The organism is Enterobacter chuandaensis, from assembly GCF_039718975.1.
GTDB lineage: Bacteria > Pseudomonadota > Gammaproteobacteria > Enterobacterales > Enterobacteriaceae > Enterobacter > Enterobacter chuandaensis.
Genome location: NZ_CP097173.1, coordinates 1738014 through 1751318, shown reverse-complemented (window position 1 = coordinate 1751318; position 13305 = coordinate 1738014). Strand labels below are relative to the sequence as shown.

Annotated in this window: 13 protein-coding genes and 1 pseudogene; 9 read left to right on the top strand and 5 right to left on the bottom strand. The window is 62.5% G+C overall.

What is annotated here, in order from left to right; genetic code table 11:
- Positions 1-42: 42 nt before the first annotated feature.
- The 4 genes from hpxW to hpxZ are packed head-to-tail and all read left to right on the top strand — an operon-like array spanning position 43 to position 3602.
- Positions 43-1626, top strand: a complete 1584-nt coding sequence (gene hpxW / locus MX657_RS08380) for an oxamate amidohydrolase (protein WP_346808057.1) — start codon at positions 43-45, stop codon at positions 1624-1626.
- A 10-nt stretch (positions 1627-1636) separates the two neighbouring features.
- Positions 1637-1825: an oxalurate catabolism protein HpxX gene (gene hpxX, locus MX657_RS08375; protein WP_080327617.1), complete on the top strand. Its 189-nt coding sequence runs from the start codon at positions 1637-1639 to the stop codon at positions 1823-1825.
- On the top strand, positions 1822-3219 hold the full coding sequence (locus tag MX657_RS08370) for an AtzE family amidohydrolase (protein WP_346808056.1): 1398 nt from the start codon (positions 1822-1824) through the stop codon (positions 3217-3219). Before hpxX ends, MX657_RS08370 begins: the two co-directional genes overlap by 4 nt.
- The gene (hpxZ, locus tag MX657_RS08365; protein ID WP_336238494.1) at positions 3216-3602 is read left to right on the top strand and encodes an oxalurate catabolism protein HpxZ; all 387 of its coding nucleotides are present in this window, start codon (positions 3216-3218) and stop codon (positions 3600-3602) included. The genes MX657_RS08370 and hpxZ overlap by 4 nt, the downstream gene beginning before the upstream one ends.
- 42 nt (positions 3603-3644) lie before the next feature.
- Here hpxZ and puuE read toward each other — a convergent pair whose 3' ends face one another.
- From puuE to MX657_RS08350, 3 genes and pseudogenes are all read right to left on the bottom strand, one after another.
- Entirely contained in the window at positions 3645-4544 is a 900-nt protein-coding gene (gene puuE / locus MX657_RS08360; protein ID WP_429844912.1) for an allantoinase PuuE, read from the bottom strand.
- Positions 4462-5335, bottom strand: a pseudogene (gene hpxA / locus MX657_RS08355) (allantoin racemase). Before hpxA ends, puuE begins: the two are co-directional and overlap by 83 nt.
- A complete protein-coding gene (locus MX657_RS08350; RefSeq protein ID WP_217479856.1) occupies positions 5335-6051 on the bottom strand; it encodes a GntR family transcriptional regulator in 717 nt (238 codons plus the stop codon). The pseudogene hpxA and the gene MX657_RS08350 overlap by 1 nt, the downstream one beginning before the upstream one ends.
- Positions 6052-6195: 144 nt before the next feature.
- Between MX657_RS08350 and MX657_RS08345 the strand changes: the two genes are divergently transcribed.
- Positions 6196-7704 (top strand): NCS1 family nucleobase:cation symporter-1, encoded by a 1509-nt coding sequence (locus MX657_RS08345; protein WP_346808053.1) that lies wholly within the window; start codon positions 6196-6198, stop codon positions 7702-7704.
- Entirely contained in the window at positions 7704-9020 is a 1317-nt protein-coding gene (gene guaD, locus MX657_RS08340; protein ID WP_346808051.1) for a guanine deaminase, read from the top strand. Before MX657_RS08345 ends, guaD begins: the two co-directional genes overlap by 1 nt.
- Here guaD and uraH read toward each other — a convergent pair.
- Positions 9000-9323 (bottom strand): hydroxyisourate hydrolase, encoded by a 324-nt coding sequence (uraH, locus tag MX657_RS08335; RefSeq protein WP_252001340.1) that lies wholly within the window; start codon positions 9321-9323, stop codon positions 9000-9002. The two genes, guaD and uraH, sit on opposite strands and share 21 nt — an antisense overlap.
- Positions 9320-9820: a 2-oxo-4-hydroxy-4-carboxy-5-ureidoimidazoline decarboxylase gene (gene uraD / locus MX657_RS08330; protein ID WP_346808049.1), complete on the bottom strand. Its 501-nt coding sequence runs from the start codon at positions 9818-9820 to the stop codon at positions 9320-9322. The genes uraH and uraD overlap by 4 nt, the downstream gene beginning before the upstream one ends.
- A gap of 239 nt (positions 9821-10059) precedes the next feature.
- Between uraD and hpxO the strand changes: the two genes are divergently transcribed.
- The 3 genes from hpxO to MX657_RS08315 are packed head-to-tail and all read left to right on the top strand — an operon-like array spanning position 10060 to position 13211.
- Entirely contained in the window at positions 10060-11214 is a 1155-nt protein-coding gene (gene hpxO, locus MX657_RS08325; RefSeq protein WP_346808047.1) for an FAD-dependent urate hydroxylase HpxO, read from the top strand.
- Positions 11215-11229: 15 nt separating this feature from the next.
- Positions 11230-12264, top strand: coding sequence for a molybdenum cofactor-independent xanthine hydroxylase subunit HpxD (gene hpxD, locus MX657_RS08320; RefSeq protein ID WP_217479861.1), 1035 nt, complete (start codon positions 11230-11232; stop codon positions 12262-12264).
- A gap of 11 nt (positions 12265-12275) precedes the next feature.
- Positions 12276-13211, top strand: coding sequence for a PDR/VanB family oxidoreductase (locus MX657_RS08315; protein ID WP_346808045.1), 936 nt, complete (start codon positions 12276-12278; stop codon positions 13209-13211).
- Positions 13212-13305: the final 94 nt, after the last annotated feature.

The following is a 13305-nucleotide window of genomic DNA, read 5'->3' as shown; positions in this document are numbered from 1 at the left end:
TTTTGCAGCGCCTTGTGACTTTCAGGGTTACGAGGACTTCTCATGCAAAGCAATGTCTCCACGCACGGTATGGCCGTTGCGCCCCACCATCTTGCCAGCCAGAGCGCGCTGGCGGTGCTGCGCGAAGGCGGCACCGCAATTGAAGCGATGGTTGCGGCGGCGGCCACCATCGCCGTGGTTTACCCCCACATGAACGGGCTGGGTGGCGATGGCTTCTGGCTTATCGTGCCGCCGGAAGGCGATCCCATCGCCATTGACGCCAGCGGCGCAGCGGGCTCGCGCGCGACGCTTGCCGCCTACGACGGGCTGGCGCATATCCCCCATCGCGGACCGCAGGCGGCGCTGACCGTCGCCGGCACGGTGAGCGGCTGGGACGAGGCGCTGAAGGTCTCCCGGGAGATGACCGGCAAGTCGCTGCCGTTGGCCCGCCTGCTGGCCGACGCCATCGACTATGCGCAGAACGGCACGCCGGTCACGGCCTCACAGGCCCATGCCACGGCCAGTAAATTCGACGAACTGAAGGACGTGCCAGGCTTCGCGGAAACCTGGCTGGTGGACGGTAAGCCGCCGCAGGTAGGCAGCCTTTTTTACCAGCCCGCCATGGCCTCAACCCTGACGCGCCTGGCCGAGGAAGGTCTGGACAGCTTTTATCGCGGCCCGCTGGCGAACGTGCTGGCGCACGGCATGGAGACGCTGGGCCTGCCCGTGACGCTGGCCGATCTTAACGCGCACGTTGCCCGTCGCACCGCGCCGCTGAAGCTGCAGCATCAGCAGGGAGAGATCTTTAACCACGCCCCGCCGACACAGGGGCTGGTCTCGCTGGCGATACTCGGCATCACCGACCGCCTGAATATGGCGGAGGCCGACGACGCGGACACCGTTCACCGCATCGTTGAAGCCACCAAGCTGGCCTTTGGCCTGCGCGATGCCCACATCACCGACCCGCGCGAGCTGAAAACCGATATTCAGAAATTGCTGGATCCCGCCGCCTTGCAGGCGCTTGCCGACAGGGTTGACGACGTCCACGCCGCGCCGTGGGGCACCGGAAAAGGGCCCGGCGATACGGTGTGGATGGGGGTGATGGATAACAGCGGGCTTGCCGTGTCGTTTATCCAGAGCATTTATCACGAGTTCGGCAGCGGCGTGGTGCTGCCCGACACCGGCATCGTCTGGCAGAACCGGGGGGCGTCGTTCAGCCTCGACCCCGCTCATCTTCTGGCCCTCGCGCCGGGCAAACAGCCTTTCCATACCCTGAACCCGGCGGCGGCGCGTCTTAAGGACGGGCGCGTGATGGTGTACGGATCGATGGGCGGTGACGGACAGCCGCAAACTCAGGCCGCGCTCTTTACCCGCTACGCGATTCAGGGCGTGCCCTTGCAGGAAAGCATTTCCCGCCCGCGCTGGCTGCTGGGGCGCACCTGGGGACAAACCTCGGACACGTTAAAACTGGAAGGACGCTTTAGCGCTGAGACGGTCGCTGAACTGCGGGCGAGGGGGCATGAGGTCGAATGCTTCCCGGACTTTAGCGAAGCGATGGGCCACGCGGGGGCGATCGTTCGCCATCCCAACGGGCTGTTTGAAGGGGCGTTTGACCCGCGCAGCAACGGCGCGGCCGCCGGATTCTGAGGAGAGAATAATGAACAACGTACAACCCGACTGGCCAGCATACCTGGCGCAAATGGAGTCCGTGCTCGGCGTAGAGCTGGACGATGACCGTCGCGCCGAGCTGCAGTTACAGTTCAGCCGCATTGCTACCCTGGCCGCCCCACTGATGGCGCTGCCGCTCGACGACCGTCTGGAGATCGCAGGAGTGTATAAAGCATGACGCTACACGAGATGAGTATCAGCGACATTCAACAGGCGCTGAGCGCGGACGAGCTGAGCGCCCATGAGATTGCCCGCCAGACGCTGGAGGCGATTGGGCGCGTTAATCCGCAGATCAACGTCTGGACCACCGTGACGGAAGCACGCATGCTCGCCGAGGCCGAGAACATCGACACCCTGCGCCGCGAAAAGCGCCCCCTGCCGCCGCTGGCGGGCGTGCCCTACGCGGTGAAAAACCTGTTCGACGTTGCCGGACATACCACCCTTGCGGGCACCGAGCTGTTCAGCCAGCGCCCCGCCGCGGCTGCTGACAGCTTCGCGGTACGCCAGCTGCGCAGCGCGGGCGGGCTGCTGTCCGGCATGGTGAATATGGACGCCTACGCCTACGGCTTTACCACTGAGAACAGCCACTACGGCGCGACGCGTAACCCGCACGACCTGACGCGCATTGCGGGCGGCTCCTCCGGCGGTTCCGCTGCCGCCGTGGCCGCCGGGCTGGTGCACTTTTCGCTTGGCACCGACACCAACGGGTCGATTCGCGTTCCGGCCTCCCTGTGCGGTATCTACGGCCTGAAGCCCACCTTTGGCCGCCTGTCACGATCCGGCAGCCATCCGTTTGTCGCAAGCCTGGATCATATCGGCCCCTTCGCCCGCCGCGTGTGCGACCTTGCGTCCGTGTACGACGCGCTGCAGGGCCGGGACAGCAGCGACGGTTCTCAGGCCGAGAGCTCGCGCGAGCAGACACGCCCCCTGCTCGATCGCGGCCTTGACGGCCTGCGCTGCGCCGTACTCGGCGGCTACTTCACCACCTGGTGCGACGCACAGGCCAGAGACGCCGTGGCGCGGGTGGCGAAGGCGCTCGACGTGCAGGATGAGCTGCAATTCCCGGACGCCGAGCTGGCGCGCTCGGCGGCGTTTATCATCAGCGCCTCCGAAGGGGGAAATCAGTATCTGCCCGCGCTTCGCCGCGAGCCTGAGCGTTTTGAGCCGCACTCTCGCGAGCGCCTGCTGGCAGGCGCGATGATCCCCTCCGCCTGGTATATTCAGGCCCAGCGGTTCCGCGCGCAGGCGCGGCAGGCGTTTCAGGCGCTGTTTGCCCAGGCCGACGTGCTGATCGCCCCCGCGACGCCGCGCAGCGCCACGCGGATCGGCGAGCAAACCATGGAGATTAACGGTCAGCCGCTCCCCATCCGCGCCAGCATGGGAATGCTGACCCAGCCGATTTCATTTTTAGGCCTGCCTGTGACCACCGTTCCGCTGCGTACCGCCCAGGGTGCGCCGATTGGCCTGCAGCTGATTGCCGCGCCGTTTAACGAGCAGGCCTGCCTGCGCGTCGCGCGCGTGCTGGAAGAGAGCGGCATCACCGATGCCCGTCCGGCGGAGGTTGCAGCATGATAAATCATGATGACATTAACCTGCCGTGGGTGGTTGCCGGGGTGACCGCCGCGTTTTACCGCTATGAAGACGCGCTGGTGAGCAACAACGTTGCCGTCCTGGACGAGCTGTTCTGGCACGACAAAAACACGGTGCGTCTGGGGGCGGGTGAAAACCTGTACGGGATCGATGAAATCCGCGCCTTTCGCGCGGCGCGCCCGTCCGCCGGGTTACATCGGACGTTGCGCCACACCGTCATCACCACCTTCGGGGAGGATTATGCCGTGTGCAGCACCGAGTTTACCCGTGAAGGTACGGAGCGGATTGGTCGCCAGCAACAGACGTGGGTGCGGTTTGCCTGCGGGTGGCGGATCGTGGCGGCGCAGGTGAGTTTGATGTTGTAGACCGGGTAAGGCGCAGCCGCCACCCGGCTAAACACGGCACACTTATTTCTGAAACGGATGCACCTCCCGCCAGTGGTCAGCAATCTGCTGGCGGGTACAGACCCACACCCGCTCATGCTGCTGCACGTAATCCAGGAACCGTTCCAGCGCGCGAAAACGCCCCGGCCTTCCCAGCAGGCGGCAGTGCATGCCGATGGACATCATCTTCGGCGCGCTTTCCCCCTCTTCGTACAGCACGTCAAAGCTGTCCTTCAGGTACGTATAAAACTGCTCGGCGGTGTTAAACCCCTGCGCGGTCGCGAAGCGCATGTCGTTCGCATCCAGCGTATAGGGCACAATCAGGTGCGGTTTGCGGGTGCCGTCGCCGCAGGCCACTTCCGTCCAGAACGGCAGGTCGTCGCCGTAGTAGTCGCTGTCGTAGTCAAAGCCGCCGTGCTCCACCACCAGCTGGCGGGTATTGGGGCTGTCGCGCCCGGTATACCAGCCCGTTGGCGGCTTGCCGAACAGGTCGGTCAGCACGTGCACCGCCTTATGCAGGTGTTCGCGCTCCTGGCTGATGTCCATGTTCTGATAGTGGATCCAGCGCCAGCCGTGGCTGACCACGTCGTAATCCGCCGCCTTAATCGCCTCAACGATCTCCGGATGACGCGCCAGCGCCATCGCCACGCCAAAGACCGTTAGCGGCAGGCCGCGCTTTTGAAATTCACTGTGGATCCGCCAGAACCCGGCGCGGCTGCCGTATTCGTAGAGGGAGTCCATCGACATGTGTTTATCCGGGTAGCTGGCCGCGCCGATGATGTCCGACAGGAACTGCTCGGATCCGGCATCGCCGTGCAGAACGTGGTTTTCCGCCCCTTCCTCATAATTGAGCACAAACTGCACGGCGATACGCGCCTGATTCGGCCACCGCGCGTGCGGCGGGTTGCCCGCGTAGCCGCGCAGATCGCGCGGGTAATCCTGTTCAAAAAGCCCCATTGCCCCCCCAAAAATTAAAATGGATTCAGTGCCTGAAAATGCCCGCTTAACGGTTTGTTCTCCGGGAAGGCCAGATCCCCGTGCTTGCTGGTCGTGAGCCCCAGCGCCACCAGCGATTCCACCATCTTCACCGCCGCGCTGACGCCGTCGATCACCGGCACGCGCAGCTCGCGGGTCAGCTCCTGCGCAAGGGTCGCCATGCCGCCGCAGCCCAGCACGATAGCGCCGCAGCCATCCTCCTTCAGCGCCTGTATACAGCGCGCGCGCACCTTCTCCTGCGCCAGACCGCTGCCGTCTTCCAGCGCCAGCACCGGGAGATCGATGGCGTGCAGCGCCGCGCACTTGTCCTGAAAGCCATACTGGTGCAGCAGATGGCGGGCAATAATCAGCGTGCGCGGCAGCGTGGTGACCACCGAAAAGCGCGTCGCTACCAGCGTCGCCATATGCATGGCGGCTTCAGCAATGCCGACTACCGGCCCCTGCGCCAGCTCGCGCGCCGCCAGCAGGCCCGGATCGCCAAAGCAGGCGATGACGTGACCGTGCACGCCCTGCTCTCTCCCGAGCCTGACCTGTTCGAGAACCCCCACGGCGGCGATGGCTTCATCAAAGTGGCCCTCGATAGACGGCACGCCAGCGCTGGGGCAGACCGCGAGGATCTCCGTGCCCGGCGCCGCCACCGCGCGGGCCGCCGCGCCGATGGTTTCCGTCATCGCGAGGCTGGTGTTGGGGTTAATGACTTGTATACAGACAGAGGACATTACGACTCCTTGTGGCCGGCAAACAGCCGGGCAAAATCAGGCAGGCACTCGCCCGCCCGCTCAAAGCAGAGGCTGGCAACGATGTGTTCAAAATGGTGCATTAGGGCATCGCTTAGCGGCTGCAGCGCCTTCTGACGCAGCAGATCCACCAGCTGTTCGTGATCGTTACAGCGGCATCCCTGACGCCACGGCGCACCCCAGGTGGCAATCACCAGCGAGGAGCGCTGGCTCAGGCTGGTCACCATCTCCGTCAGCACCTGGTTGCCGGAGATGGCCTGCAGCTGAATGTGAAAATTGGCGGAGTGGCGAATTGCCGCCGGGCCATCGTACGCCTCGTGCGCCTGCTGCTCCTGGCGAATAATGGCCTCCAGCGCGGCAAGGTGCGGCGGCTGGCAGCGGGCCAGCACGTCCGGCAGGTTGGCGACCTCCAGCAGGGCGCGGGTGCGGAAGATGTGCCGCGCCTCTTCGACCGTTGGGCTGGCGACGTGTGCACCACGCCTGGGCGTTAAGGTGACCATTTGCACAGCTGCGAGTCGCTGCAGCACCTTCCTGATGCCCGTACGGCTTACGCCAAACACCTCGGCCAGCACCTCTTCCGGCAATTTGCTCCCCGGCAGCAGCTGATGTTCCACAATCGCGGTCATCAGCGCCTGAAAGATCGATTCGTCTTTGTCATGCAGGTCTGGCGCGGTCTGCAGGGCGTTTACGATGTTCATTTACCACTCCATCTTTTACCTTTCGTTATCGAATCGTATACATAAAAATAAAATATTGCATACAAGATTTATTATTTTGGCCTGGATCCTGCAACACCGTTTGTACTCCCACTCAACGGGTTTTCATACACAGGAGCAGGATTCATGCCAAACAGTCAAAACGCGCAGCAGGGTACGGCCGCTGATTCCGGTGCGGTTTACAGCCCACGTCTTTGCAATGAGGATCTGGCACCCACGCGTGACCAGAACTGGAGCTGGTACAACATTTTTTCTTTCTGGATGTCGGACGTTCACAGCATGGGGGGTTATGTTGTTGCCGCGAGCTTCTTTACGCTCGGACTGGCAAGCTGGCAGGTGCTGCTCTGCCTGCTGGTGGGGATCTGCATTGTGCAGCTTTGCGCCAACCTGGTGGCAAAACCGAGCCAGATGGCGGGCGTGCCCTACGCGGTGATCAGCCGTCAGGCGTTTGGCGTCTTCGGGGCCAATATTCCGGCGGTGATCCGGGGGCTTATCGCCTTTGCGTGGTACGGCATTCAGACCTGGCTTGCCGCCAACGCGCTGATGCTGGTGGTGCTGAAGTTCTGGCCTTCTCTGGCGAGCCTTACCACCAGTGCCTTCCTGGGTCTGTCGCCGCTGGGCTGGATCTGCTTTGCCATCATGTGGGTTCTCCAGGCGATGGTCTTCTGGCACGGTATGAGCGCCATTAAGCGCTTTATTGATATCGCCGGCCCGGCGGTCTATGTGGTGATGCTGGCCCTCGCAGGCTGGATTGTATACAAGACCGGTCTTGACGGGATCTCCTTCACCCTCGCCAGCAAATCCCTGAGCGCGGGCGAGCAGACCTGGCAGATGATCACCGCGACCGCGCTGGTGGTTTCGTACTTCTCCGGCCCGCTGCTCAACTTTGGTGACTTCTCCCGCTACGGCAAAAGCATGGGCGAGATCCGCCGCGGTAACCGCTGGGGGCTGCCGTTTAACTTCCTGCTGTTCTCCATCGTCACCGTGGTGATTGTCTCCGGCACCCAGTCGCTGTTTGGCCGCATGATCACCGACCCGATCGAGACCGTCAGCCGCGTGGGTAACGATCTGGCCGTGGCGATTGGCCTGCTGACCATGATCACCGCCACCATCGGGATCAACATCGTCGCAAACTTCGTCTCACCGGCGTTTGATTTCTCTAACTGCTCTCCGCAGAAGATCAGCTTCCGCACCGGGGGGATGATTGCCGCCGTCGGCTCGATCCTGCTCACCCCGTGGAACCTGTTCAACTCGCCGGAGCTTATCCACTACACCCTCGACGTGCTCGGGGCGTTTATCGGCCCGCTGTTCGGCATTCTGATTGCCGATTTCTACCTGATTAAGCGCGGCAAGGTGTCGGTAGACGATCTGTTCGACGACACGCCAAAGGGCAAATACTGGTACCGCAACGGCTTTAACCCGAAGGCCATTGGCGCGCTGATCCCGTCCGTTGCCGTGGGGCTGGTAATTGGCTTTATCCCGGCCCTGCATGAAGTAGCGAACTTCAGCTGGTTTATCGGCGTCTTCCTCGGCGGCGTGACCTACCGCTGGCTGGCGCGGGAAGAGCGCGACCTGTCGACAAGCGTTCAGTTCGGCTCACGCGAGACCACACAAACCATCAGGCAGGAGCCGTAATGGAGTATCAGACGGCACTTCGTGGTGCACTTTTCGATATTACCCAGGTCTGCGACAGCGCAGACCTGATTGCCGACCACGCGCGCTACCTTGAGGACGGCCTGCTGTTTATCCAGAGCGGGAAAATTCTGGCGCAAATGCCCTGGCAGGAGGGCGAGCAGTATCTTGACCCTCACAAAGGCTACACCGACCTGCGCGGCAGGCTGCTGCTGCCCGGTTTTGTCGACACCCACGTTCATTATCCGCAAACGGAGATGATCGGTGCCTTTGGCGAACAGCTGCTGGAGTGGCTGACCACCTACACCTTCCCGGTAGAGAGCCAGTTTGCCGATGAAGCCTACGCGAAAGAGATCGCCGAATTTTTCATTCACCAGCTGGTGAGCAACGGCACCACCACCGCGCTGGTGTTTTGCACGCTGCATCCGGAATCGGTCGAGGCGCTGTTTACCGAAGCCCTGCGCCTCAACATGCGCCTTATCGCCGGCAAGGTAATGATGGACCGGCACGCGCCGGACTATCTGACCGAAGACGCGAAGCAGAGCTACCGACAGACGCGGGCGCTGATTCAGCGCTGGCATCACCGTGGACGCCTGGGCTACGCCATTACGCCGCGCTTCGCCCCGACCTCATCACCGGAACTGCTTGCCGCGGTCAGCCTGCTCAGAGAGGAGTTCCCGGATACCTGGCTCCAGACCCATCTCAGCGAAAACCCCAACGAAGTGGCCTGGGTGAGCGACCTGTGGCCGGAGCACGAGCGCTATCTGGACGTCTATCACCACTACGGCCTGACCGGCGAGCGCAGCGTGTTTGCCCACGCGATTCATCTTCACCACAGCGAGTGGCAGTGCCTGCATGACACCGGTTCGGCGGTGGCGTTTTGCCCCACCTCGAACCTGTTTCTCGGCAGCGGGCTGTTTCGCCTGCCCGCCTGCTGGCAGCACAAGGTACGGATGGGCATCGGCACCGACGTCGGTGCGGGCACCACCTTCAGCATGCTGCGCACCCTGGGTGAGGCCTACAAGGTCGGCCAGCTTCAGAGCTACCGCCTGCGCGCCTGCGAGGCGTTTTATCACGCCACGCTGGGCGGCGCGCACGCGCTCCGGCTGGACGATAAGATTGGCAACTTCGCGCCCGGCAAAGAGGCGGATTTCGTGGTTATCGACCCTGACGTAACGCCGCTGCAGCGCCTGCGCAATCGCCGCTGTCAGGATATCTATGAGCAGCTTTTTGTGCTGATGACTTTGGGCGACGAGCGCAACATCAGCGAGACCTGGGTCAACGGCGAGCGGGTGTGGTCAACTGCCCCGGTAGGTTGACCACCCGCCGGGCGCAATCACAAACGGCAGATGGAAATGCTCGTCTGCCGCTTCTCCCGTCACAAAATCAATTTGCGCGCAGGGGTAGAGCGTGTCGCGACCGGTGTCGCGAAACCACGCGCCGATCTCCGCTACCAGCCGGTAACGGCCAGCGGGCAGAGAGGGAACGAATGCGGCGATGCGACCCTGCGCGTTGGTCACACCCGTCGCCATGATTTCGCCCTCCCGTTCGAGATGAACCGTCACGCCCTCTGCGGGTTTACCCGTCGAGATATCCAGAATATGGGTGCTGAGTGTGCTCATTCGCTAATGACTCCTTCCAGCCGTAGTAACGTAATTTCCCGCAGCTGCTCCAGCGCCGCCTGAACTTCCTGCGCGTCGCTGTTCGCCAGCCGCGCGTTCAGTATCTGTAAAATGTCCTCGCCGCTACGGCCCTTCGCGCGGATCAGAAAGACGCGTCCAAAACGGGCCTCGTAGCGGGCGTTGCCCTCGCGCAGCGCCTGGGCAAGGTCAGCATCGCTTTCATTCACCGCGCCCTGCTCCTGGCGCGACAGCGCCGCCTCCGCTCGTGCACCTGCGGGCTTTTCGCCGATGCGCGGGTGGGCGCTCAGGGCTTGCGCCAGCGCCACCTCATCCCAGCGCTGCATCAGCGCTTTCGCCGTACTGAACAATTCATCCCGGCTGGTGTAAGGCCGCCCGTGAGCCAGCGCCTTAGCCCAGCCGGGGAGCGCCACGCAGGGATGGAGCCGCGCGAGAGCCTCTTTCTCAGGAAGATGATTGAAGTCGTGCAGTGCGATCATGGTGTCTCCTTTATTGTCATCCTCCGGGCTGTTGCACAAACCACGCCACTCTTGTGGGCAGTGTGAAACGGTCGATTCCGTATGGCTGAACAGGAAGTTATTGATTCATAAAAAGGCATGTTCACCGCATTTGCGCACCTTAGCAGTGCAAACTCCCCTCCCACAACGCCGTTTTCGCCACTCTGCAGCCTGGTACGCAAATTGCTGAATGTTGTTACACCCTGCAAAAGGAGAGAAGCATGAGAGCAATCGTCATTGGCGCGGGCATTGGCGGCCTGAGCGCCGCCGTCGCGCTAAAGAAAGCGGGCATCGACTGTACCGTGTTCGAAGCCGTAAAAGAGATCCGGCCCGTCGGGGCGGCAATCTCCATCTGGCCAAACGGCGTGAAATGTATGCAGCATCTTGGCATGGGCGACATTATCGAGACCTGGGGCGGGCCGATGCGTTTTATGGCCTACAAGGATTACCGGCGCGGCGATACCCTGACCCGCTTTAGCCTTGCCCCGCTGGTTGAGCGTACCGGAGGCCGCCCCTGCCCCGTCTCGCGCACCGAGCTCCAGCGCGAAATGCTGGACTTCTGGGGGCGTGATAACGTGCAGTTTGGCAAGCGCGTCGAACGCGTAAGTGAAGATAACGCGGGTGTCACCGTGACCTTTACCGATGGCACCACGGCAGCCGGGGATTTCCTGATTGCCGCCGACGGCAGCCACTCTGCGGTTCGCCCGTATGTGCTGGGCTATACCCCGGAGCGCCGCTACGCCGGGTACGTGAACTGGAACGGGCTGGTGGAGATTGACGAAGAGATTGCCCCGGCGCACCAGTGGACCACCTTCGTTGGCGAAGGCAAACGCGTGTCGCTGATGCCCGTCTCCGGCGGACGCTTCTACTTCTTTTTTGACGTGCCGCTGCCCGCGGGCCTGGCGGAGGATCGCACCACCCTGCGCGCCGATCTCACGGGCTACTTCCGCGGCTGGGCGCCGCCGGTGCAGAAGCTTATCGCCGCGCTGGATCCCGAAACCACCAACCGTATTGAAATCCACGACATCGAGCCGTTTGACAGCCTGGTGCGCGGCAACGTTGCGTTGCTCGGTGATGCCGCGCACAGCACCACGCCGGACATCGGCCAGGGCGGCTGTGCGGCGATGGAAGACGCCGTCGTGCTGGGCGAATGCCTGCGTGAAAACCACAGCATTACGCTGGCCCTGCGGCAGTACGAAGCCCTGCGCTGCGCCCGTGTGCGCGACCTGGTGCTGAAGGCGCGTAAACGCTGCGACGTCACCCACGGGAAAGACATGGCGTTGACACAGGCCTGGTATCAGGAGCTCAAAGAGGAGACCGGAGAGCGCATTATCAACGGTCTGTGCGAGACCATTCAGGGCGGCCCGTTAGGCTGAACAAGAGGGATAACGATGAAAAGAGAACCGACTCCACCCGCCCACTGCACGTTTGAGCCAGAGGACTGGCTGCGCCTGGCGAAATGCTGGCATCCGGTTGCGCGCGCCTGCGACGTCGGCCCGGCGCCGGTCAAAGCCACCCTGCTGGATGAACAGCTGGTGATTTACCGGATTAACGACCAGATTGTGGTCGCAAAAGACGTGTGTCCGCACCGCGGCGTGCCGCTGACGCTCGGCTTTCACGATGAGCACGGGATTATCTGCCCTTACCACGGCCTCCGCTTTGGTGAAGACGGGCGCTGCAACCGTATTCCGTCCAGCCCCGACCAGCCCGTTCCGGCGAAGCTGAACCTGATTAACTACGCGGTGGAAGAGCGCTTCGGCCTGATCTGGACCTGCCTGGCGTTTGACCCGGACAATCCTGCGCCGCTGCCTGCCATGCCGCACTGGGACGACGACGGATTTCAGCAGATCAACTGCCCGGCCTTTGAGGTGAACGGCTTCGCCGGGCGCCAGGTGGAGGGGTTTCTGGATGTTGCCCACTTTGCGTGGATCCATACCGATACCTTTGCCGATCCCAATAATCAGCTTGTCCCCACCTATCAACCGCAGGAGACGCCGTTCGGTTTCGTGGCCGATTACTGGAGCTCCGTGAGCAACTATCCTGCCAGTTCGGACGTGCAGGCACCAGAAGGGTTCCAGTGGCTGCGCCATTTTGAAATGCATCTGCCGTTTACCGCTACCCTGACGATTCATTTTCCGGGTGAATCGCGGCTGGTGATTATGAACGCCGCCTCGCCCGTCTCGTCGCGCGTGACCCGCATGTTCGCGCCCATCGCCCGCAACGTTGATCTGCATATTCCGGTTGAGGATGTGCATGCCTTTAACCTGCGCATTTTTGAAGAAGATCGCCTGATGGTGGAAACCCAGCGCCCGGAAAGTCTGCCGCTGGATCTGACCCTGGAAGCCCATATTCCGGCGGATAAAAGCTCGATTGCCTATCGTCGGGGACTGAAAAAAATGGGCTTTGGCGAATTTTTCCTGGTATGACGGAGGCCGATATGCTGAACGTGATCGTTGACGGGCTGTGGCGCGAGGGGGATAAAAGCCTCGCCGTCCGGCTGGTGGCTAAAAACGGTGAAGCGCTGCCGCCGTGGCAGCCCGGCGCGCACATTGATGTGCATCTGCCGTGCGGCGTGGTGCGCCAGTATTCCCTGACCGGGTCATGTCAGGACGAGAGCTATCTTATCTGCGTGGGGCGGGAAAACGCCTCGCGCGGCGGCTCACGCTACGTTCACGAGACGCTGCGTCCGGGCCAGACGCTTTCGATCTCGACCCCGCGCAATCTCTTTCCGCTACGTCAGGCAGAGCGGGTATTGCTGCTGGCGGCGGGAATTGGCATTACGCCGCTGTATGCAATGGCATTGCAGCTGAAGGCGACCGGAACGCCGTTTACGCTGCACTATTACGTCAGAAACCGCGAAAGCGCGGCGTTTGCGCACGCGCTCTCGCAGTGCGGTGACAGCATTATTCATACCACCAGCCCGCGATCCACGCTGGCAGAACATCTCCCGGCGGCTGAGGCGGGGCTTCACGCCTGGATCTGCGGTCCGACAGGGTTTATGGAAAAAGTGCGTGAGGTCGCCACGGCGAAGGGATGGGAGGATGGCCATCTTCACAGCGAGGCGTTTCAGCCCGCCCCCCCTGTCACAAGCGGCGTCGCGGGCGAGATCTTTACGGTCAAACTCGCCTCCACCGGCGAGCGCTGGCCGGTGCCTGCGGACAAAACCATCGCCCAGGTTTTGCAGGAAAACGGCGTGGACGTGCCGCTGTCCTGCGAAATGGGGATCTGCGGCGCCTGCCTGACGCCGGTGATTGACGGCGCGGTGGATCACCGGGATAGCGTGCAGTCGGAGGCGGAAAAAGGCGCGCCGGACCAGCAGGTGGCGCTGTGCTGCTCGCGGAGCCATTCGGGGGAGCTGGTGATCGGGCTGTAAACCACCTGCACAGTTTTTCTTGCCGGGTGGCACTGCGCTTACCCGGCCTGCATTTCTCAGGTTTTTCAATGGGTTGCACGTTTTATTGTAGGCC